The 21,236-nt window shown below is 68.6% G+C and carries 20 protein-coding genes; 8 read left to right on the top strand and 12 right to left on the bottom strand.

From position 1 onward, the window contains the following. Positions 1-3: 3 nt before the first annotated feature. The gene (locus ABD987_RS39910) at positions 4-3,339 is read left to right on the top strand and encodes a hypothetical protein (protein WP_345407141.1); all 3,336 of its coding nucleotides are present in this window, start codon (positions 4-6) and stop codon (positions 3,337-3,339) included. A gap of 21 nt (positions 3,340-3,360) precedes the next feature. Here the strand turns inward: ABD987_RS39910 and ABD987_RS39905 are convergent, their stop codons facing one another. Next, the gene (locus tag ABD987_RS39905; RefSeq protein WP_345407139.1) at positions 3,361-7,092 is read right to left on the bottom strand and encodes an nSTAND1 domain-containing NTPase; all 3,732 of its coding nucleotides are present in this window, start codon (positions 7,090-7,092) and stop codon (positions 3,361-3,363) included. A gap of 350 nt (positions 7,093-7,442) precedes the next feature. On the opposite strand from ABD987_RS39905, the gene ABD987_RS39900 reads away from it, so the two are divergent. Then, positions 7,443-7,847, top strand: coding sequence for a hypothetical protein (locus ABD987_RS39900; RefSeq protein ID WP_345407137.1), 405 nt, complete (start codon positions 7,443-7,445; stop codon positions 7,845-7,847). Between the two features lie 36 nt (positions 7,848-7,883). Continuing rightward, entirely contained in the window at positions 7,884-8,150 is a 267-nt protein-coding gene (locus ABD987_RS39895; protein WP_345407134.1) for a hypothetical protein, read from the top strand. Here ABD987_RS39895 and ABD987_RS39890 read toward each other — a convergent pair. After that, positions 8,141-8,377, bottom strand: coding sequence for a hypothetical protein (locus ABD987_RS39890; protein WP_345407131.1), 237 nt, complete (start codon positions 8,375-8,377; stop codon positions 8,141-8,143). The genes ABD987_RS39895 and ABD987_RS39890 overlap by 10 nt on opposite strands. 33 nt (positions 8,378-8,410) lie before the next feature. Here ABD987_RS39890 and ABD987_RS39885 point away from each other — a divergent pair, with 33 nt between their 5' ends. From ABD987_RS39885 to ABD987_RS39870, 4 genes are all read left to right on the top strand, one after another. Next, positions 8,411-8,968, top strand: a complete 558-nt coding sequence (locus ABD987_RS39885) for a helix-turn-helix transcriptional regulator (protein WP_345407128.1) — start codon at positions 8,411-8,413, stop codon at positions 8,966-8,968. Between the two features lie 457 nt (positions 8,969-9,425). Next, a complete protein-coding gene (locus ABD987_RS39880; protein WP_345407126.1) occupies positions 9,426-9,989 on the top strand; it encodes a PadR family transcriptional regulator in 564 nt (187 codons plus the stop codon). 3 nt (positions 9,990-9,992) lie between these two features. Continuing rightward, the gene (locus tag ABD987_RS39875; RefSeq protein WP_345407125.1) at positions 9,993-10,919 is read left to right on the top strand and encodes a TIGR01777 family oxidoreductase; all 927 of its coding nucleotides are present in this window, start codon (positions 9,993-9,995) and stop codon (positions 10,917-10,919) included. Beyond that, positions 10,916-11,431: a hemerythrin domain-containing protein gene (locus tag ABD987_RS39870; protein ID WP_345407122.1), complete on the top strand. Its 516-nt coding sequence runs from the start codon at positions 10,916-10,918 to the stop codon at positions 11,429-11,431. Before ABD987_RS39875 ends, ABD987_RS39870 begins: the two co-directional genes overlap by 4 nt. Positions 11,432-11,512: 81 nt before the next feature. On the opposite strand, the gene ABD987_RS39865 is transcribed toward ABD987_RS39870, so the two are convergent. From ABD987_RS39865 to ABD987_RS39845, 5 genes are all read right to left on the bottom strand, one after another. Beyond that, positions 11,513-11,797 (bottom strand): hypothetical protein, encoded by a 285-nt coding sequence (locus ABD987_RS39865; RefSeq protein WP_345407119.1) that lies wholly within the window; start codon positions 11,795-11,797, stop codon positions 11,513-11,515. Positions 11,798-12,271: 474 nt separating this feature from the next. Then, positions 12,272-12,592 carry a hypothetical protein gene (locus ABD987_RS39860; RefSeq protein WP_345407116.1) on the bottom strand — a complete coding sequence of 107 codons (321 nt, stop codon included), beginning with the start codon at positions 12,590-12,592 and terminating at the stop codon, positions 12,272-12,274. Positions 12,593-13,521: 929 nt separating this feature from the next. Then, entirely contained in the window at positions 13,522-13,842 is a 321-nt protein-coding gene (locus ABD987_RS39855) for a hypothetical protein (RefSeq protein ID WP_345407113.1), read from the bottom strand. Then, positions 13,785-14,186, bottom strand: coding sequence for a hypothetical protein (locus ABD987_RS44680; protein ID WP_378214285.1), 402 nt, complete (start codon positions 14,184-14,186; stop codon positions 13,785-13,787). Before ABD987_RS44680 ends, ABD987_RS39855 begins: the two co-directional genes overlap by 58 nt. A 217-nt stretch (positions 14,187-14,403) precedes the next feature. Further along, positions 14,404-14,625, bottom strand: a complete 222-nt coding sequence (locus ABD987_RS39845) for an MbtH family protein (RefSeq protein WP_345407110.1) — start codon at positions 14,623-14,625, stop codon at positions 14,404-14,406. 291 nt (positions 14,626-14,916) lie between these two features. On the opposite strand from ABD987_RS39845, the gene ABD987_RS39840 reads away from it, so the two are divergent. Then, complete coding sequence (locus ABD987_RS39840; protein WP_345407107.1) at positions 14,917-16,722, top strand: amino acid adenylation domain-containing protein; 1,806 nt, start codon at positions 14,917-14,919, stop codon at positions 16,720-16,722. A 108-nt stretch (positions 16,723-16,830) separates the two neighbouring features. On the opposite strand, the gene ABD987_RS39835 is transcribed toward ABD987_RS39840, so the two are convergent. From ABD987_RS39835 to ABD987_RS39815, 5 genes are all read right to left on the bottom strand, one after another. Further along, complete coding sequence (locus ABD987_RS39835; protein ID WP_345407105.1) at positions 16,831-17,469, bottom strand: LmbU family transcriptional regulator; 639 nt, start codon at positions 17,467-17,469, stop codon at positions 16,831-16,833. 281 nt (positions 17,470-17,750) lie between these two features. Continuing rightward, positions 17,751-18,659, bottom strand: a complete 909-nt coding sequence (locus ABD987_RS39830; RefSeq protein WP_345407102.1) for a hypothetical protein — start codon at positions 18,657-18,659, stop codon at positions 17,751-17,753. Further along, a complete protein-coding gene (locus ABD987_RS39825) occupies positions 18,656-19,357 on the bottom strand; it encodes an alpha/beta hydrolase (protein WP_345407099.1) in 702 nt (233 codons plus the stop codon). The genes ABD987_RS39830 and ABD987_RS39825 overlap by 4 nt, the downstream gene beginning before the upstream one ends. Further along, positions 19,354-19,647 (bottom strand): acyl carrier protein, encoded by a 294-nt coding sequence (locus ABD987_RS39820; protein WP_345407096.1) that lies wholly within the window; start codon positions 19,645-19,647, stop codon positions 19,354-19,356. The genes ABD987_RS39825 and ABD987_RS39820 overlap by 4 nt, the downstream gene beginning before the upstream one ends. Continuing rightward, a complete protein-coding gene (locus tag ABD987_RS39815; RefSeq protein WP_345407093.1) occupies positions 19,647-20,978 on the bottom strand; it encodes a TrpB-like pyridoxal phosphate-dependent enzyme in 1,332 nt (443 codons plus the stop codon). The genes ABD987_RS39820 and ABD987_RS39815 overlap by 1 nt, the downstream gene beginning before the upstream one ends. Between the last annotated feature and the right edge of the window lie 258 nt (positions 20,979-21,236).

Here is a 21,236-nt window from a genome sequence, read left to right as displayed (position 1 = left end):
GCCATGGAACAGCCGAAGTTCGACCTGCACACCGCGCTCGCGGCGATGGCCGACTACCCGGTCATGCTGCGACGGCTCGGCGCGATCCGGATCGTCGAGATCGACCTCGCGGGCACCGGCATCGACCTGTCCGCCGCGGGGACGGTGACCGTCAGCGCCACGCCCGCCTGGACGGCGCGGATCGCGCCCAATCCCGGCGAAGAACCCGGCAAGAACCTCCGCGTGGCACCGGTCGCCGTCCCCGTGCACCTGGCACCCAGCCGGTTTTCCCTGCTGGCGAACGGACATCTCGACGCCGCGGTCGAAGGGCTCGGGATCGCCGAGATCGATGTCGACCACGCCGCGTCCCGCCTGCTCGGCCTCGCCCGGCAACTCGTCGGCGCGCCGCCACCCGGCGAATCCGCCGCACCGGGGGCGGGAGCACCGCTGCCCGAACGGCTTTCCCTGCCCTCGCTGCGCAACGCCGGGCTGAGCCTCACCCAGACCGACCGCGCGAGCAAGATGCGAGAGCGGCTCAAGACGGCGGGAAAGGTGTTCTCGGCAACGGAAGCCACGAAACTCGACGACCCCGGCCACGCGGTCAAGGGCTACCTCGTCGACGTCTGGGACGACCGGACGCAACGGTGGCACACGCTCTGCGCGCGGCGCGGCACCTACCGCCTCCCCGGCGGGCGGTCGTTCACCGCCGACGACGAGGGCGCCGTCTCCTCGGCCGCCACCGCGAGACCCGACGCGGGCACGGGCGCCATGATGTACCTGCACGAGTCGATGGCGCGCTGGCACGGCTGGAGCCTGGTGGCCCCGCCGGTCGGGAAGCCGGTGATCACCGAGCCCGAAGGCAGCAGACCGCGGCCTGCCACCACCCCCGCCCTGCCCGGGTTCGACGTCACCTTCGTCCCGCGGCCGGGGACGCTGCCGGTGCTGCGTTTCGGCCGCGGGTACCGGTTCCGGCTGCGCGCCGTCGACGTCGCGGGCCACGCCGACCCGTTCGACCCGGCGTCGACCGACTTCGGCGGCGCCGTCCCCGCCGCCGGCTCACCACCCGCGAAACACCTCCGGTTCGACCCGGTGCTGGCCCCGGTCATCGTGCCGACCGCGCCGATGACCGAGGGCGAGTCGATCGACACCCTCGTGGTACGTCCGGACCCGGGCCCCGGCGACGTCGTCTCGAACCTGCTCGCGCCGATCCTGGGCACCCAGCCCGCCCGGCATCTCGCCCCGCCGAAGGTCAGCGTCGCGCTGGTCGAAGAACACGGCATGGTGGACACCCCCTCCGGGAAACCCGATCCCGCGAAGTATCCGATGTTGGCCGAACGCGACCGTGCCGATCTGTCCACTGTGGGCACACCCGACCCGCGTCAGCCGAACCAGCGGTACGTCGGCGGCGGCCTGCGCGTCAGCTGGCTGCCGGATCCGATCTGCCGGGGCGCGGTGATCACCGGACTGCCCGGCGGCCCGGCGAAGTCCCGCTTCGACCCACCGTTGCTGGGATCCTGGCCCGACGTCCAGCCCACCCGCGTCCAGCTCGCCGACGGGGCCGCGGGCTGGAACCTGTTCCTCGGTGTGCTCACGCTTTTCGTGCCACGCGGGGAAACCAGGACCGTCCGGCTGTCGAGCTTCGTCGACGCCGACGACGTCGGACTGCTCGGACACGTCAGCTGGCTGACCGAGGCCGGCGCCTCGTCCACCGACCTCGCGGCGGCCTCCGCCGACGCCCAGGACGGGCAGGCGTGGCAGATGACGCCGCCACGGACCCTGACGCTGGTGAACGCCGTCCGCACGCCGACGACGGCGCCGTCGCTGCTGACCATCGGCAATGACTCCGCCCATCCGCGGGCCCTCGGCTCGACGACGCACAGTCTGGTGGGCAACGCCGAGGTCCACCGGCCCAGTACCGGGCTGCTCGCGCTCGCCGCGACGCGCACCGATCCGGTCGACGATCCGGCGGCGCCCGCGCCCACGACCGTCACCACGATCACCCGGCCACCGCTGCGGGAGAACTCCACCACCAGTACCGGGCAGTCCCCGGCCATCCCGGTCGGCTACGCCCCCGACCCGGTGACCGGGAGTCAGGTCAGCTTCGTGGCGAGTCACCTGCTCGGTGACACACGGCGCCATCAGGTGAGCTACACGGCCGAGGCGACCACGCGGTATCTGGAGCACTTCGTGCAGCGCGGCAAGGTCACCTTCACCGGGGTGACGCCGTTGCCGCTGTCCAGCGCCGGCATCGTCCCCGGCACCGCCGCCGTGCGGTCGCTGGACGGGAAGATCGCGTACCGGCCGGACACCGACTTCGTCGTCGACACCCAGGCCGGCACGATCACCCGCACCGCCGCGGGCGCGATCCCGGACGGGCAACCGGTCGAAGCGGCGATCGTCGCCCCGCCGGTCACGAGGACGGGCAACGCGGTCACCCTCGACCTGCCGAGCACCGCCCGCCCGGCACCGCCGCGGGTCGCCTGGGTGGTGCCGACCTTCGGCTGGACCGACGAGACCTCCGACCTCGGCCTGCGGCGGACCCGCACCCGCGGTGGCAGCGGGCTGCGGGTGTTCCTCGAACGACCGTGGTACTCCTCGGGCACCGGGGAGCAGCTCGCCGTCATCCTGGCCTCCGCGCCGGTCGCGGCCGGGGACTCCCAGCTCCTCGACCTGGTCACGCAACTCGGCACCGACCCGGTCGTCAAGACCGAAGCACTCCCGGCGACGTTCCCGGCGATCGGGCAGTTCCCGCTCGCCAAGGACAACAGGCAGGGCCTGACCGTGCCCGAGCTGGCCGCGCGCGGCACCGCGGGCGTGGTCGCCGCCGCGATCCACGACGTCGTGTGGGACGCCGAGCGCAGACGCTGGACGTGTGACATCGTGCTGCCGCCCGGTCGCGTGTACCAGCCGTTCGCCCACCTCGCGCTGGCCCGCTACCAGCCCAACTCCCTGGCAGGCGTGGAACTTTCGGCCGTCGCCCCGCTCGAATGGGCGCAGCTCGCCCCCGACCGCGCCGCCACGGTTCTGCTCGACGTGCTCGACCTGACCAAGGTCACCGTCACCGTCGCGGGCTGGTCTCCCTCGGGCACCGACAGCGCGAAGAACCGGCCGAACACGGTGTCGGTCATCCTGCAGACGACGTCGTCACTCCTCCCCGGCGATCTCGACTGGACGACCGTCGGCCCGGCCGACGGCCAGGAACTGACCGCCACCGGCCGCCCCGACGGCACCACCGCCTGGACCGGCGTCCTGCGGCTGCCGAAACCACGGCTGCTCACGCCGTTCCGGCTCGTGATCACCGAACGAGAGCTGTACGGCGCAGGTGGCAGGCTGGTCTACAGCGACGTCATCCGCATCTGACCGCCCCCGACATTCGCCGCGCTATCGGCACGGAGGGCGGTAGGGGGATTGGCCGAACCGTGCCGCCCATTCGGCTGTGGTGATCGTGGGTGCGGTCGAGTCGCAGATGTGGCGGGTGGCGTGGTCGGTGCTGGTTTCCCAGAGGTGGATGGCGCGGTCGCGGCCCGCGGAGGCCAGGGTGTGGCCGTCGGGGTGGAACGCCAGGGCGTAGATGAGATCGGTGTGTCCGGTGAGGATCGCCTGGGTCTGCGGTGTGTCGGGGTGACCGACGTCCCAGAGGCGGATGGTGGCGTCGTCACCGGCAGTGGCCAGGGTTCGACCGTCGGGGCTGAAGGCGGCGATGTTGACCTGACCGGTGTGTCCGGTGAGGGTGGCCAGTTCGCGAGGCTGGCGGTTGCTGGTGGTGTCCCAGAGCCGGGTCGTGCGGTCCCAGCTGCTCGTGGCCAGCGTACGGCCGTCCGGGCTGAAGGTCACCGCGCGGACCGCGTGAGCATGGCCGGTGAGCACGGCGGCCGGGATGGGGTGACGAAGGTCGGCGGTGTCCCAAAGCCGGGTCGTGCGGTCGTAGCTGGCGGTGGCCAGGGTGCGCCCGTCCGGGCTGAACGCCACGGCCATCACCCGGTCGGCGTGACCATCCATAGTAGACAGTCCGGCCGGCGCCCCGGGGTCGGTGACGTCCCAAAGTCGTGCGGTGTGGTCCTCGCCGCCGGAGAGCAGGGTGCGGCCGTCGGGGCTGAACGCGACCGAGCGCACCCAACCGGTATGGCCGGAGAGTTTCCCGAGGGGAACGGGCCGTGCCGGGTCGGTCAGGTTCCACAGGTGGATCCGGCCATCGCTGTCGGCCACGGCCAGAACGCGGCCATCCGGGCGCAGTGCGAGGGAGCGGAGCTTCGTCGCGTGGGGCAGGGTGGCGAGTACTGCGGGGTGGCTGAGGTCGGCGGTGTTCCAGATCCGCACGGTGCCGTCCCCGCCGGCCGAGGCCAGGACGCGGCCGTCGGGGCTGAGGGTCACCGACAGCACCAGCTCGGTGTGGCCGGTCAGGATCGGTCCTGGTAGCGGCCAGATCCGGGCGGAGTTGTCATAGCTGCCGGTGACCAGGGTGTGGCCGTCCGGGGCGAACGCGACCGCCTCGACGCTGTCGGTGTGTCCGGTTTGCCGGGCCAGCAGGCCGGGTTCGCGGAGGTTGGTGACGTCCCACAGGGCGGTGGTCCGATCAGCGCTGGCGGTGGCGACGGTGTGACCGTCGGGGCCGAATGCCACCGCGTAGAGCCGGTCGGTGTGCACAGTGAGAACCGACAACGGGCCCGGGTGGTGTGGCGTAGTGAGGTCCCACAGGCGAGCGGTGTTCTCCGTACCACCGGAGAGCAGGGTATGGCCGTCGGGGCTGAACGCGATCGTGCTGATGCCTTGTCCCTCACCCAGACCGGCCAATGGCCGGGCGTGGCCGGTGTCGGTGAGGTCCCACAGCCGAACGGTGCCGTCGGCGGTGGCGACGGTGTGTGCGTCGGCGAAGACCACCGCGGTCACCGGGCCGGTGTGCCCCTCCAACGTCCCTGTCGGACTCGGGCGTGCGGGATCGGCGACGTTCCACATCCTCGCGACGCGATCGTCGCCGCCGGCTACCAGAACGGCTCCGTCCCGGCTGAATGTCACCGACCGCACCGGTCCGCCCGCGCGCAGGACCGTAGGTGGGTTCCTCCTCGCGGCCAGGTCCCACAGCCGGATCGTGCCGTCCTCGCTGCCGGTGGCAAGCCATCTTCCGTCGCGGTGGAAGGCGGCGGAGGTCACGACCCCGGTGTGCCCGGCCAACAGCTCCGGATCGGCGAGCGTGGCGGTGTTCCACAAGCGGACCTGGCGATCGTCGTTGGTGGTGACCAACCAGTGTCCGTCCGGGCTGAACCCGGCCGAGGTGATCGTGTCCGGGTGCTCCAACCGAGTGAACCGGGGCCGGGCCACGGTGCTGAGCAGTCCGCTGCGGGTTTCGTTGTTGGGTACCAGTTGGTAGGCGGCCAGCACCAGTTGGGCCGCCAGGCCGGGGTTCGCCTCGTGCAACGCCGGCGCCTCGGCAACAACCTTCTGTGCGAGCGCGAGGTCACGCTGCTCTCGTTCACGTGCCTGGGCCCAGAACGCCGCACCCGCGGCGACACCGGCCAGCAGCGCGAGCACCGCGAACGCCGCGACGAGCCGCCGCAACCGACGGGTACCGCGGTGGGCCTCGCGGGTGCTGGCGGCGAGGAACTCGTGCTCGATCCCGGCGAGCTCACCGGGATGCTGGGTGGCCCATTCCCGCGTGTTCGCCAACGTGGCACCCCGATAGACCAGGTCGTTGCCCCGGCCCTGCCGATCCCATGTCTCGGCCGCGTCTGTCATCCGCTGGCGGGCCCGTAGCCCGCTACGGTCGGTTTCGACCCAGTCCCGCAGCCGTGGCCAGGCGCTCAACAACGCCTCGTGGGTGATCTCCACGGTGTCCCGGTCGAGGGTGAGCAGCCGGGCTTCGACCAGTGCTCGCAGCGCGACCGCGCCCGGCTTCCGGTCGTCCTCGCCGGCCAGAAGCCGGGCCCGGTCGACCCGTCGCCGGGTGTCCTCACCGTCTGCGCCGACCCGGACCAACCGCAGCAACAGGCGGCGGACGGCGTCCCTGGCCACCTCGTCCAGTGCGAGATACACCTGTTCGGCCGTGGTCGCCACAGCCCCGTGGATGCCGCCGGTGGCTTGGTACCCCGAGAGCGTCAGTGCGCTGTCGTGACGCTGCTGCCACGTGGTCAGCAATGCGTGCGACAACAGCGGCAGCGCACCCGGCTCGTAACCACGGCCGGTGGGGCCCATACCGAGGTCACGGAGCAGGACCTCGACCAGCCCGGGTTCGAGGGCGAGTTTCGCGGCGCGGGCGGGCTCGGTGATGGCCGTGACCAGTTCTTCGCGGCTCATCGCGCCGACGGCGAACTGGTTGTGCCGCACGGCGTACAACAGTTCCGGGTAGGCGAGGCAATGTCCGTAGTAGTCGGCCCGTACGCCGAGCAGCACCAGCGTGACAGCCGGAGCGCTGTCGTGCTCCGGCCGGGCCAGCGCGCACAGCTCCGTGATGAAGGCGTGTCGTTCGGCATCGTCCTCGCACAGCGTGAAAAGTTCTTCGAACTGGTCGACGATCAGCACCAGCCTGCGCTCGCCGTCTCCGAGGGCGGTTCGCAGCGCCGTGGTGAACCGCCCCGTTCGCCGGTCCTCGGGAGGCACCCCGGTGACGGTGGAGATCCCTTCGGTCAACGCGGTGATCGGACGCGCGGTCGGAGTGAGGGCCAGCACGGGCCACTTGGCCGCCGCTGGTGACAACGCGCCCCGGACCAACGCGGGACGCAGTCCTGCCGACAGTAACGAGGACTTGCCTGCTCCCGACGCGCCGAACACCATCAACGGGACATCGCGGTGCACCGTCGCGGCGACGCGGTCCAACAGTTCGGCGGTGAGCCGCTCCCGTCCGAAGAACCACTCGGCGTCCTCCGGGCGGAACGCCGCCAGACCGCGGTAGGGACACCGGGGTCGCTCGGACGCGGCGGCCAGGGCGATCAGTTCGCCGCCCGCCTCGAGTGCCTCATCGAGGCGCTGCGCCAAGTCCGCCGTCGCCGGCTTGCGCCCGTTCTCGACGTTGCTCAGGTATCCCTTGCTATAGTGCGCCATCGCGGACAGATCGGCCAGCGACAGACCCCGGTCCTGGCGCAAACGGCGCAACTCCGCCGCGAAACCCCGGCCCTCGTCCACCCCGATTTCCCCTGTTCAACGACCGTATCCCGATTTCCCGCCGAGTAAAGGATACCGCGCACCCCTATCGACACAGGTGGCGTCCGCACACACTTCTCCCATCGGTTGTCGGGGCCACGCACGAACGTGTAGCCGCCAGGGCGAGAATTGGGGACGGTAGTACGCGCGAGTCGGTCAAGACGACAGGCACCGGGTGCGCGGTCGCCGCGACGACGGGGTCTCCCCGGCCACGCACACCGCACCTGCCGCCCTGGTGGCGGAACAACCCCGCTCACCCCTCCCGCGGGCGCGGGACTGCGGCACACCGCGCACAGCGAAAGCCGAAGAACGACAAGGAGACGGAGCGAATCATGCGCAAACTCCTGGCAGCGACAGCCCTGCTCGCGGGCTGTCTCGCCATCGGGGCGGCACCGGCGAACGCCACCCCGGCCCGCACGACGGCGCTGGCGGACTGCCAAGTCGCGAACGTGCAGTTGACGTTCGACAACTGGGGCTCCACCGGTGGCTTCCACGCCTACTGCGGGCAGCCCCGGCATGTCTGGGCCGTCACCGCGTTCTATGACTCCGCCGGAGCACAGGTCGCGGGAGGCGGCGGCTCCAGCCTGGTCGCCGCCGACCACCAGTGGCACTGGTTGCACGCCGACACCGGTTGGGGCGGCGCCTGGAAACCGGTGTACCGCGGATGCGTCTCGATCACCCAGGACAGCCCCTCCCCCGGCGGCATATTTCTGTACAACTACTGCAAGAACAAATAGCAGAAGGTGACACTCGAAAACAGGAAAGGAAAAGCTATGCGCACCATGACAAGATCGGCGTTCGTAACCGGTTTCGCCGCACTTTCGATGCTCTGCGTCGGGACCATCGCCGAATCGGCACCGAACCCGGCCACGAACACGCGACCGGCGTCGACTCCGACGGCCGCGGACTGGAAATTCTACGATTACTACCCCAAAAAGGTGCAGTGCGTCGACGCTGGGGAAAACGGCAAGGCCATCGGCCTGTGGAACGAATATGAATGCCGGTTCGTCCTGATCGGATACAACTTGTACTACCGGTGACGCCGGCCGTCGGTACCGGCGAACACACCCGGTGTGAAGGCCACGCTGTCGCGCCTCGTGGTCTGCGCCACCCCCGACCGCCGGGGGTGGCGCAGCCCTTCGGACCACACGGCGCAGGTGCCGTCTCGACCGGGATACGTGGTCGCCGTGATGTCAGGGTTCTCCTCGAGCGACGCGTCGACCACTTCAAGCATCTCGCCGCCGCTCAGCTGGGAAAGGGTGTTCATGCGAATGACGTCTGCCGACCCCGCGAGCCTCCGGTGACCACGGTCCTCGCCGACTCGGGTGTCCTCCGCGCGCGGTTGCGGAGCGCGGGGTTCACCGTCGTCGAGCAGCGCCAGGACCGGCCGGACGTGGTCGCGGCCGACTTCCGCGAACGTGCCGAGATGGCGTCCGGCGCGCGGGTACTGGCCTGGGTGATCGCCGAGTCGTTTCCCGCCGCGATCCGCTCGGGCGCACGAGGATTCCTCCAGGAAGAAGTTCCCGTCGAGACCCTGCGGTGCGCGGTGCTGACGGTCGCCGCAGGCGGCGTGTTCTTCGGGCCGGGACTGCTCGGCACGGCACTGGAAACGACCGCGAGCGGACTGACCAGGCGGGAACACGAAATCCTGGGTTTGCTCGCGGCGGGCCGAACGACCGCGGACATGGCCCGGCACCTCGGGCTGGCGCCGAAAACCATCCGCAACCACCTCGCCACGATCGGCGCCAAGCTCGGCCTGCGCGGCCGGACAGAACTCGCCGTCTTCGCCCGCACGGAACGCGCGACCGGCACGCCACGCCTTAGCCCCGCCGGGGCCACACGCTCAGTGACATGGTGACGCCGGGACTGTGCGAGGCGACGATGAGCCCGCGTTGCCACAAGTTTCGCACTCCACAGCCGGGTCGTGCCCTCGACGTGATCAAGGTGTGGCCTATCCGGGCTACCGCACCACCTATGAGCTTCCCCGGTCGTCCGGAGATCCTGGCGTTGTGTGCCTGGCATGAGCCCATATGGGACATGTCATGCCAGACCCTCGCCGAGGCCGCACGCGAAGCCATCCCGGCACGGGCCGCCACCGAGTGATCGTGCGCCCCGCGACTGCCAGCACTTCGGCCGCAGAAGACCGCCCGCACAAGCCGATGTGCGGGCGTGTCTGGTTGTCGTGATCGCCCGTCCGACGCGAAGCCTGTTCCTGTCGCGATCTGCCGCCGCCACGGTTGTGCCGGGCCGCGATGGGTGTTGCGGAGACGATCATCTTGCTTGCTCATGTTTGAGTAATCACGTATGAATTACTCGTGAGCTCAGCAAGACTTTTCGTCCTTGGCGAACTGGCACGCCGCGGCCCCATGCACGGCCACCAGATCCGGCGAGTCGCGCAGCTCGACCACGTCGATCGGTGGACGAATATCAAGCCCGGATCGCTCTATGGCGCGCTGCAGCGGATGGAGACCGAAGGCCTCGTCCGCAGGGTCTGCACGGAGCAGGAAGGCGGCCGACCGCCACGCACGGTGTACGAAATCACCAAGGAAGGCCGGCACGAGCTGGTGGTTCAGCGCATGTCGGCCCTGCGCGAGGCGCGGCTGAGTCCGGATCCGATCGACCTCGCGCTCGGCCACGTCGCCGACATGACCGAGGACGCGGTCCGCTCGGCCCTCGAGGACCGCCGAGCGTCGCTCACCCATCAACACCAGGAGATGTGCCACCTTCGCGAGGAAGCCGACCCGTACCTCACCGCGATGGAAAAAATGATCTTCGAACACACCTTGCGCAGGCTGCGTCTCGAAATCGACTGGCACGACGAACTCCTCGACCAGCTGCCCACGCTGGTGGCCGCCCCGTCCCGCACCGCCGAGGAGTGAGCGATGACCGAACACGTCGTCATGACCGGTGCGACCGGACTCCTCGGTCAAGCCGTTGCCTCGGCGTTGATCGCCCGCCGCCACGAAGTCGTGGTGCTGGCCAGAGACCCGGAACGTGCTCGGGTCCTCGTGCCGGGCGCAGCCGGATACCTCGCCTACCGACAAGGTGAGAGCGGCGGCTGGGAGTCCGCGCTCGCCGGCACGGACCATGTCGTGAACCTGGCGGGTGCTCCCCTGTTCAAACCCTTCACCGGCCGAAGGTACCTGCGGAAGGTCACCGTCCAGCGCATCGAGGGTGCCCGGCAACTCGTCAGCGCGATCCACCGCGCGTCGCGGGGTCCCCGGACTCTGATCAGCGCGTCCTCCGTCGGTGTCTACGGGTTCGGCACGCCCTCGGCTGGGCAAGTCGACGAACACACCAGCCCTCTTCCCGGTGAGCACGCGGAAGGGTCACGTGCGTGGGAGGCCGCCGCGATCGCGGAGCCGAAGGCACGAACCGTGCTCCTGCGTCTCGGATTCGTGCTGGCCGCCAAGGGTGGCGGCGTGCGGTGGCAGCTCGAGCAGGCCCGCAAGGGCAAGGCCTCGTACTTCGCGCCAGGTTCGCAGTGGCTGCCGTGGATCCACCTCGACGACGTCGTCGCGTTCATCCTGCGGGTGATGGACGAGGACGGCTGGAACGGTGCCTACAACCTGGTCGCACCCGAGCAGGTCCGGAGCCGGGAGTTCGCCGAAACGCTGGCACACGTGGCCGGCGCCGATCGACCGCGCGCGTCCCGGACACTGCTCGCTCGGCTCTTCCTCGGCGCGGGCGCCGACATCGTGCTCGGCGGCCGCCGCGTCGCACCGGCCCGTCTGATCGAGGCCGGTTTCGCATTCCGGTATCCCCACCTCGCGGGCGCCCTCCAGGAGTGCGCCGGGGGAACGGAATGAGCCGAGACCGCGTCACCGCCTGGAAGTTCGAGCTCCAGACGATCCACCACCGCCTCGAGCGCGAACTCAAACGCGCCCGCAGAGCCACGAAAACGGCCTCCCTGTCCGACGATCTCCTCGCGCACTGCTACGGATTCTGCTCGGCACTGACCGACCACCACGTACGCGAAGACAAGGGCCTCTTCATACGCCTGCTCGCCGAGCACCCCGATCTGAAACCCACGATCGAACAACTCAAAGCCGACCACCTCGTCCTCGCCGGCCTGATCACCGAATTCGAACAGGCCCTCGACGCCTGCTCGGCAAGCGGTCGAACGACAAACGACGACCTCCACGCACACCTCGACCAGCTACACCTGCGTATGAGCGAACACTTCGGCCGGGAAGAAGCCACGCTCAACGCCGCGCTGGACAAGCTCGTGACCACCCGCGACGAGGCCCACGAACTAGTCGGCGATGGACAACCCAGACCACGGCGAACATCCCCCGGCACAGGACAGCAGCTCGAATAGCCACCTCACGATCAACGGGGAAAGCAGATCCCGTCACGTCATCTGAGGTTCCCCCGGTTGTCCGGACACCTTGGCGTTGCGCTACAAACGCAAAGGCGAACACTTCCTGGCCGTGCTCGGACAGGCGAGGCGCTGTTGCGCGGCGCGGTCGTCGAACCCGGCCAGGTGCTCGTAGTAGGTGGCGAACTGGGCCAGCTGGGCGCGCTGCTCGTCGGGGATCTTCGCGCCGAACGCGTCCAGTTCCACATCGGCCAGGAGGCGGCTGTAGCGCAGCATCTCCTGGTACGGGCCGCCTAGTGGCGGGAAACCGGTCACCGCCAGCGCCGTGACGCGGTCGGTGCGCAGTGCCAGCTGGAGTCCGACCACACCGCCCCACGAGTAGCCCCACCAGGCGAAGTCGTCGGCTCCGGCGGCGTCGGCGATGCGGCAAGCCCGCTCGGCGCAGACGGTTCACTTCATGCGTACTCGGCCAGGGTGAGGGTATTGCCGTTCCCAGGTATGGATAACGGGTGGTCAGCACCTTCGCCGGACAAAGCAGCATCGCCCTGCCTTCGGCGGGCCACCAACCGCCGCGGTGGCGGTGCCGGAATTCCTTCCATGTAAGGCAGGGAAACTACGGTAGCGGCGGTGATCAGAATTGAGGCCGCCACCGCTACCATGGATCTTTTTTTGGTTCCCAAGACGGCACACCCTTCAGGAAATCAACGAGGTAGTAGGAACCAGTTTGCCAGTCAGGAGCGCAGGGCTATCACCTCCTCGTGCGGCCACGTGTGCGCGCGGTTGTGCAGTTCGAGGCGGAACAGAACTGGCGCTACAACGAACGCGCCAGCCAGGAGGCGGTTATTTGATCGAAGCGAGCCGAGAGGCCAGATCGACGATGAAATCCGTGTCAGGCAGAGAACTCTTCAGTCGTTCGCCGCCCTTCCAGAACATCGACGAGCGTTGCTCAACGACGTCGGTGACGTGAACAGAGACAACTTGCGTGCGGTCCGGGCGGTACAACTCCACCATGACGATGCCCACGTCAGGAGACGGCTTGGCCCGGTGATCCATGATCACGGCCGTGCCACCCGGAACATCCTTGGTGTCACACGGCTTCATGTAGTCCGCACACTCGGCTTCAGCGCTGGTGATCGGGGGGTCATCGATGCGAACGGACACCGAGCCGTACCCACCACCATCACCTTTGATCAGGCCGGATGCCTGGTAACTGATCGACCTCCCCTGCGGGAGTCCCCGAGAAGCGACCTCCGCGACACGTGCTCCGCGCAAGCCTGTATCGACCGAGCGAAGCGCGGACTCCATACGCCGCAACCGGGCATCAGGTTGCGCCTCCTGTGCGACACGCTCCACAGTGGCCGGACGACTTGCCCGCGGCGCGGTCGTGCTCGGCGCGTGTCCACTGGCGTGCTCCGCCGGTGGCGAGCACGACACGACTATGACAGCGGAGGAAAGTGACAAACCGAGCGCACCGCGTCTCATTTCCTTGCCTCGTGCCGACACCACTTCCCCCTTCTGCTCAGCCCCTGAACCCCGTTCGTGGCCCCGCGGCGTTCATTACGCACGACAACCGGTTGCTGTGCAAGAGATTGCTGAGCCTATGCGCTCGCTCGCAGCCCTACCGAGGTGCGATCCGTACTCCCATCGTCGAAGCTACCAGGTCCGATTTGTATCGCATCGGGCCAAACAGGCGAAAGCATCAAGGTCGCTCGACAGTCGGTGGATCATTTACGACCTGCGGTGTGACGTGCGAACAACCAGCATCATCGATGGCCGCTACGGTTCCTCGTCCCGTAGAGACCGTCGATGTGCAGTCATCGTATCGAAGCAGCCAGGACTATGCGGTTTTCGGTTTGCTGTAACGACTTCGAGGGCATCGGAAGGGAGAGTTCATCGGTACGGCCGCGACGCCTCGGCGATCCAGTACTCACCGTCCCGGTTCCGGTGAGCGGCTTGCTGGCGTTGCAGCTCGGTTTCGGGGCCGTGCCCGTACTGGCCGGTCTCCAGGGCACGGCCGATCGCGGCCAGTTCCTGCCCGTAGAGGTAGGGGCGGGCGTTCGCGGCGACCCCGCTCGCGGCGGTGACGGTGGTTATGCGCTCGTCACCTCCATGACCCGGCCGGCGGGGTCCGGTCCGGGCTCGGGTGCCCAGCGGCCGGGGTGGTCGCGGTACCAGTCCACGGTCCCCGCGAGGCTGTCCGCGACCCTCCTCGTGGGCTGGAACCCGAGTTCGGCGATCTTGGTCCACTCCATCGCGTAGCGGATGTCGTTGGCGGTGCGGTCCGGGACGAAGGTGACCGCGTCCCAGTCGGCGCCGACCTCGGCCAGCAGGAGGCTGGTCAGCGCGGTGGTGGTCAGATCGGTGCTACCGCCGATGTTGTAGATCTCGCCGGGCACACCGGCGCGCAGCACCAGCTCGATGGCGCGGCAGTTGTCCTCGACGTGCGGCCGGAATCGGTGGGGATGAGGGTGCCGTCCAGGATGACGTGGGTGTCGCCCCGGGCGTGACGGTCGGCGAGGACCTGGTGCAGGTCGGGGGCGTGGGCGGCGAGCGCGGTGATGCCTTCGTGCAGGTAGCGGTAGGCGGTGGCGATGCTGATCTTGTGGTCGGTGGCGAGCCGGTGGACGGGGATGGCGTCGCGGAACCAGCGCAGCACCAGCACCGCCTGCCGAAACGGCGTTAAGACCCGCCGGTTTCGGCGGGTCTTGCGGCGACGGCGTTCGGTGCGTAGCACACCGGCGACGAACAGGGTCAACTCGCGCGCCACGTCAAGGGTGGCATCATGGGTAATCACGTGGGGCCCTCTGGATCCTCGGACTTGATCTTCGCAAATCCAGTCCTACCAGGGGCCCCACGCCCCAACCCAACACACCCCCACCCCACCACTACTGAGAAAACCTCAATGAGGCATTCACGGGTCTACTCGACGGCAAGCGCCGGGGACGCTGAGCGTCGCGAACGTGTCGTGTCGTTCAGGACGACCACTGTTCGGTCATCAGCCGGGCGAGGCTCGCCGGGCGCATATCCGTCCAATTCTCGGTGATGTACTCGAGGCAGGCCGCTCTGGTCCCGACACCGCGGGCTATCGTCCAGCCCACCGGAATATCCGCGAACTCCGGCCACAGTGAATGTTGTCCCTCGTTGTTCACGAGGACGAGATAGCTGCCTTCTTCGTTTTCGAACGGATTGCTCATGATCACCTCTTCGACCGAAGGTGGAATGCGCGACCTGACGGCGGGACACCGCCTCGCCGGGTCCGTCAGCAACACCCCCGCCTCGCAGTGTAGACCGGACACCCCTTTTGTGCCAACGAAATGACGTCGTCCGTCGCCGGGCAGCCGAATGGCCTTACTTGCCACGGGCCGCCGGGAGCGGTACCGTTTCCCCATATTCTGCGGAAAATGATCACGTTGGCACACCACTTTCGCAACCGTTGTCACGCGCGGCAGTAACGCTGAGAACAAGCACGCTGGGAATAGGATGCCATGACATATGAAGTTGGTTTGCTACGCACACCGGAAAGCCGCGAAAGCCCCGACGGCACGGCCACCCTCGCCGAACTGTGGGAGCGGACGGTACGAGCCTATCCCGACAACACCGCGATCGTGTCGGACGAGGAAACGCTCACCTACGCGGAGGCGAACGAGCGGGCGAACCGGCTCGCCCGGCTGCTGATCGGGCGCGGCGCCGGCCCGGAGCGTCTCGTGGCATTGGCGCTGCCCCGCTCGGTCCACATGGTGGTGAGCGTGCTCGCCGTCGCGAAGGCCGGGGCGGCCTTCCTGCCCGTCGACGTCCGATATCCGGCCGAGCGGATCAACGCGATGGTGTCCGATGCCGCGCCGGCCCTGTTGTGCACCAACACGTACTCCGCCGCCACGACCCTGCCCGCCGACACGCCGGTTCCCCGGGTCGTACTGGACTCCGCCGAAGCCATCGCCGAACTCGACACGCTGGAGGGCGGTGACATCCCCGCCCGCACCCCGTCGACGGCCAACCTCGCCTACGTCATCTACACGTCCGGGTCTACCGGCCGACCGAAAGGCGTTGCGGTCACGCATGCCGGCCTGCACGGGCTCGCGGCGGTGAAGGTCTCGACTATGCAGGTCACCCCGGACAGCCGGGTGTTGCAGTTCATGTCGCCGAGCTTCGACGCTTTCCTGACCGAGTTCCTGGGGACCTTCGCGGCAGGGGCGGCCCTCGTCATCCCTCCTGGCGCCACGTTGGTCGGCGAACCGCTGGCCAAAGCCTTGCGGGACAACGCCATCAGCCACGCCGTGCTGCCACCGGCCGCGGCCTCGACGGTGACCCCCTCGGCTGCGCCCGGTCTCCGGACGCTGGTGCTCGCCGGCGAAGCGTGCCCGCCCGATCTGCTCGCCCGCTGGGCGAAGGGGCGCCGGGTGCTCAACTCGTACGGCCCGACCGAGGCCACCGTGTGCGCGGCCTCGAGCGACGCTCTCAACGGCGACGACGAGATCACCATCGGCCACCCGATACCGGGTGCCTCGGTGTACATTCTCGACGAAGCCCTGCGCCCGGTGCCCCGCGGTGAACTCGGCGAGCTGTACATCGGCGGCGCAGGACTGGCCCGCGGTTACCTCGGCCAGCCGGGCCGAACCGCGGAACGGTTCGTGGCGAACCCGTTCGACGGGGAGGGCACCCGGATGTACCGCACCGGCGATCTCGCCGCGTGGCGGCCGGACGGCTCGATTCTTTTCCACGGCAGGCTGGACAACCAGGTCAAGCTGCGCGGCTACCGGATCGAACTCGGCGAGGTGGAGGCCGTGCTCGGCGCGCATCCGGACGTCGGCCACGCAGTGGCCGTTGTGCGCACCGAACAGGGCAGCACCAACGCCCAGCTGATGGCCTACGTCGTACCGATAAACGGCGCCACCCCGGCGCCGGACGATTTGCGCGATCATGCCGTCGAGCATCTTCCCGGATTCATGGTTCCCTCGACCTATACGACGATCGACGCCGTTCCCCTGACCCCGAACGGAAAGGTAGATCGCACCGCATTGCCCGATCCGGTGGTGCCCGCACCGCGGTCAGGCAGGCCGCCAGGCAACCCGGCGGAAGAAGCGTTGTGCGCGATTTTCCGTGAACTGTTTGACGACGCCGAAATCACCGTGGAGAGCAATTTCTACGAACTCGGCGGAACCAGTATTCGCGCCATGGATCTCATTCAGCGTGCTAAGGAAACCGCCGGGCTCAAGATACTGCCGTGCGCGGTGGTTCGGCACCCGACCGTTGAGGGCCTTGCCGAAGTCGCCACGCCGGTGGAAGACGCCTGACTTCTCCCCACGGCCGTGGGCCTGGTGGCGACGACGCCACCAGGCCCACGGCTGAGGAGTGCCCCATGGCTCCGGCTCCGCCGCGACCCTCGGCGGCCAGGAGGGCGATCAGGTGTCGAGCAACTGACAGGCCGCGTCGTCCAGCGTGAGCAGAATCCAGTCGTCAAGACTGTTGTTGACCTGTTCCGCGGCGGCGCGCCAGCGATCAACTCGGGTGCGATCGGCGCTGATCTTCCGCATCACCGGAGTGGCGTCCTCGGCGGCCGTCCCCAGACAACTCGCGTTCTTCACGCACTGCCGCAGCCGGCGCACGGACCAGCGTTCCCGGACGGCGCGATCCAGCCATCGTTCCTGTTCGACATCGGACAGCTTGGCCACCTCCATGTGGTGATAGAAGGTGAGCTTGTCTCGACGTCGAGACAGCGGAAACCGACGAGCGACCCAGGCGAAGTTTCGCAGGGTCTGATAGTTGAGGCCGACGGCTTCCGCTGCCCGCCGGTACTTGTTCTCGAACTGGGCTTCGCCGTAGGCAAGCCAATCTCCCATGTACCAAGCTGAGGAATCAGCCATGCGGGCTATCTTCAGGCCGGCCTGCTGCCACTCGGGAAATCCGATCGGCCGATCGGGGAACTGCAGGCCGAGCCGGGTCGCCCGGATCGAACTTCCGTTGACCGGCGCTACGGACGCCTGACTTGCCAAGGGAGAACTGTCGTCATTGTTCCGATACCTCTCACCCTGATTTTTCATGGAATAATCCCCAAGAACGTTATTAGGGCGGCTTCATCGCCTAGAAATGAACAGCCGCCCTGACCGGGTAAGATCGTTTCCTCCTCAGAACACGATTCACGGACAGGGCTGGTGCGCCGCCAGTCTACTTGGCCAGCACAAACTAACTGCCGGGCACGCATGGGCCACGGCACCGTCGTCCTCACCGAAAGTGGCGAGGCCTGGTCCGATGGGTTGAGGGTGGCTCTGCCAGATCGGTCATGCCCCGGGTCGGCTGCCGCCGCACCGGTCCGCGTCATGACTCAGCGAACCTGAACCAGGATGCTCACGCGTGCTCCGGGTACCCCCGAAGTCAGGAGAAGATGGTCGCCCGGCCGCAAGCCGTCCGCGCGCTGCCGGTCCACGAGGTTCACGATCGGGTCCGCGCTGAAGCAGTGTCCCCGGTTCGCGATGTTCGCGAGAAACAGCTGACCGGGCCGGAATCCCGCCTGGCCTTCGCTCATCCTGACGATCGGCGTGAACAGGTTCGGCGGCAGCACCGCGGCGATCTCCTCCGGACGCACACCGGACCGGCGGGTGATCGCCTCGGCCGCAGCACGGCCCAGCTGCCCGCTGAACCGCCCCGCCGCGTCGAGCGCGGCGGGGTCGAGCGCCGACGCGGTCGCGACAATGGCCAGGTCACCAGGTCGCGACGTGACAAGGCAGCTGGCCGCGCTGTCGCTGAAGATCGCGAACTGCTGGAACCGTTTTTCCTCGTCCTCGACCCGATCGGCCACGACGACAAGGACGTTGTCATAGGTCCCGGACGCCACCAGACGTTCGGCGAGGTGCACCGCGGACAGCAACGTGGTGCACCGCCCCAGTGTCACACCGAGTACGAACGCGTTTCCCAGCTTCAGCGCTTCGAGCACCGTCCGGCAGTACCGGGCATGGCTGTCCACGTCGGCGGGAAACTCCGCGGCGCCAAGGACGACCGCGTCCACGTCCCCACCGGTACATCCCGTCATCGCCAGCGTGCGGCGTGCCGCGGCCACCGCGAGTTCCGCGCGATCGCGTCCCGAGACGAAGAACCGGCCCCAGCCCCAGACCCCGGCCTCGTCCAGCATCTCGTACCGGGCGATCTTCTCCGCGAACCGAGGGGCCTCGCGGTAGCCCGCCTCGTACTCGCCGAGCTCATAGGCCGCCCCTCCCACCGACGCCCGGGCGCTCACGAACCGGCCTTGCTTTCCCCGCACTCGGCCAAAATCGTCCGGAGCCACGCCACCACGTCGGCCACCATGCCGGGAGTGACCTCGTGCGCGCCGCGATATTCGCGATACTCCAGCCGCGCCCCCATACGCGCGAGCGCGTCGCGGGCGTTTCTGCCCCGGTCGATCTTGACGATCGCGTCCGCGACGCCATGCCCGAGGAATACCGGCAGCCGGCCGAGGTCCGGCAGGCGCGGCAGCAGGGCCACCGTTTCGGGAAGGATGCGCCCGTTCACCACCGCGCAGCCGCTGATCAACCCTGGCCGCAGCAACGCGACGCTCAACGCCATCATCCCGCCCTGGCTGTGCCCGACCAGGAACAACGGCCGCTCCGGCTCGTCCCGGCGGCGTTCGTCCAGGTAGGAGAGGAGCGCCTCCCGGCTGCGCTGCTCCTCGTCTTCCGCGATCGCGACGCTGCCGTCCGGAAGGTCCTCGTAGGCAAACCACCGGTAGGCCGCCGGCCCCAGCCGGAAACGCGCCTGGACCGCCGTGACCGACCACTCGGCATCCGATTCCGGCCACAGATCGAGAAGATGGCCGTGATATCGGCCGAAGCCGTGCAGGAGCACGACAGCCGCCACGTGCTCGTTCGCCACCCTGTCGCCGACGCGCTCGACGACGGTCAGCCCGGTGGCCAGCCGCCGGACCCCGTGCGGGATCACTCGTCCCGCTCCGCCAGCATTTGTTCGACGAGGTCCACCACGGCGCCCACCGAACGCAGGTCCGCCTCGGCCACGGCCCGGTCACCGAAGGCGACGCCGAGATCGTCCTCGATCCGCACCAGCGCCTGGAGCATGTTCAGTGAGCTGATTCCCAGGCCGGCGCCGCCGATCGGCGTCTCGTCGTCGACGGTCGCCGCGGTGCCGGGAGGACCGGCCTTGGCCGACAGCAGCGCCGAGACCACCGTGGCGCGGAGGTCCGCCCTGCTCGGGTGTTTCGTCCGTGGTTCCACTATCGCACCGCCTGTCCGTCCAGTTGCGGGAGCTCGGCCAGCGACCGGCGGATGTCCTCTTCGGACACTGGCACGTCCGCCATGGTCCCGTTCAGGTATTCCTCGTACGAGGCGAGGTCGAACAGGCCGTGACCGCTGAGGCAGAACAGGATCGCCGGGGCCGTGCCCGCCTCGTCGGCCCGTTTCGCCGCTTCGATCGCACCGTGCACGGCGTGGGCCGATTCCGGCGCGGGCAGGATGCCCTCGGTCCTGGCGAAGAGCGCGCCGCTGGCGAAGATGTCCGGCTGGGGATAGGCGGCCGCCTCCACCACACCGTGGTGGTGCAGCGCGCTGATGATCTTCGAGCAGGCGTGGTAGCGGAGGCCGCCGATATGCCCGCCCGCCGTGGTGAACCGCGAGCCGAGGGTGTACATCTTCTGCAGCGGCGAAACGCCGGATCCGTCGGTGTAGTCGTAGCAGTACCGGCCACGCGTGAGCTTCGGGCAGCTCTCCGCCTCGACGGCGACGCAGCGCACGTCGGACTCCCCGCGCAGCTTCCGCCCGGCGAACGGCAGGGCGATACCGCCGAAATTGCTGCCGGCGCCGAGCGAGCCGATCACGATGTCGGGCTGGTCCGCCGGGCCCAACTGCTCGGCTGCCTCCAGACCGACCACAGTGGAATGAAGGATGGCGTATGCCTCTCCGCTGCCCACGCTCAGCTGCGTTCCCTCGTGGGTCAACGCGTCCTCGAAGGCCTCGGTCACCGCGAAGGCGATGTTCCCCGCGTGGACCTCGCCCCGGCCGGCGGCACGCCCGGCACGCGGGTCCGGGCTGGGGACGACCTCGGCGCCGTACAACCGCATGATCGTCTTGCGGTAGGGCTTTTCGTGGAAGCTCTTCGCGACCATGTAGACCTTGCAGGCCAGCCCGAACTCCCGGCACGCCACCGCCAGCGCGGTGCCCCACTGGCCGGCGCCCGTGCCGGTCACCAGCCGCCGGGCCCCGGCGGCCGCGTAGCACTGTGCCTGGGCCATCGCCGTGCAGAGCTTGTGACTGCCACTCGCGTTCCCGCCCTCGTACTTGTAGTAGATCCGGGCCCGAGTGCCGAGATGCCGCTCCAGCGCCCGCGCCCGCCGCAACGGTGTCGGGCGCCAGGACAGGTACTTCTCGAACACCGATTCCGGAATGGGAACCAGCGGATCGCGTGTCATACTCTGCCGGACCAGCGCGAGCGGCAGCTGTGGTTTCACCGCTTCCGGCCGGTCGGCGCGTACGGGCTGCGGAATGTCGGGGGGCAACTCGAACGGAATGTCGGCGAGAATGTTGTACCAGTTCTTCGGCACGTGGATCATGCTTGCGGAAGCTGTGATCATATGCGCCCCCACAGTATTGGGATCGGAGTATGGGGATCGGCGAGGATTCTTCGGTTTCCCGATATTCCGGTGCAACCGGCACGCGGGCGACCCAGTGAAGCACACCGCGCCAGCACCGGGCAATCCCGTTGTGCGACCGGCATCTTGGCAACACACCGGCCGCGTGACCCCGCGGCGAATGCCCGGTTCCTTCCGTAACAGTTGCGTGTCGTGGTACAGTCAAATCTCCCGCCCAGA

The organism is Amycolatopsis samaneae (assembly GCF_039541975.1).
Classification (GTDB): domain Bacteria; phylum Actinomycetota; class Actinomycetes; order Mycobacteriales; family Pseudonocardiaceae; genus Amycolatopsis; species Amycolatopsis samaneae.
This window is presented reverse-complemented; position numbering and strand designations above follow the sequence as displayed.

What these genes read in the sequence shown, in the direction of transcription:
- ABD987_RS39910 (WP_345407141.1), top strand. Translation starts at nt 4, where the DNA reads ATGGAACAGCCGAAGTTCGACCTGCACACCGCGCTCGCGGCGATGGCC.
- ABD987_RS39900 (WP_345407137.1), top strand. Translation starts at nt 7,443, where the DNA reads ATGCGCAAACTCCTGGCAGCGACAGCCCTGCTCGCGGGCTGTCTCGCC.
- ABD987_RS39895 (WP_345407134.1), top strand. Translation starts at nt 7,884, where the DNA reads ATGCGCACCATGACAAGATCGGCGTTCGTAACCGGTTTCGCCGCACTT.
- ABD987_RS39890 (WP_345407131.1), bottom strand. Translation starts at nt 8,377, where the DNA reads ATGAACACCCTTTCCCAGCTGAGCGGCGGCGAGATGCTTGAAGTGGTC.
- ABD987_RS39875 (WP_345407125.1), top strand. Translation starts at nt 9,993, where the DNA reads ATGACCGAACACGTCGTCATGACCGGTGCGACCGGACTCCTCGGTCAA.
- ABD987_RS39870 (WP_345407122.1), top strand. Translation starts at nt 10,916, where the DNA reads ATGAGCCGAGACCGCGTCACCGCCTGGAAGTTCGAGCTCCAGACGATC.
- ABD987_RS39845 (WP_345407110.1), bottom strand. Translation starts at nt 14,625, where the DNA reads ATGAGCAATCCGTTCGAAAACGAAGAAGGCAGCTATCTCGTCCTCGTG.
- ABD987_RS39840 (WP_345407107.1), top strand. Translation starts at nt 14,917, where the DNA reads ATGACATATGAAGTTGGTTTGCTACGCACACCGGAAAGCCGCGAAAGC.
- ABD987_RS39835 (WP_345407105.1), bottom strand. Translation starts at nt 17,469, where the DNA reads ATGAAAAATCAGGGTGAGAGGTATCGGAACAATGACGACAGTTCTCCC.
- ABD987_RS39815 (WP_345407093.1), bottom strand. Translation starts at nt 20,978, where the DNA reads ATGATCCACGTGCCGAAGAACTGGTACAACATTCTCGCCGACATTCCG.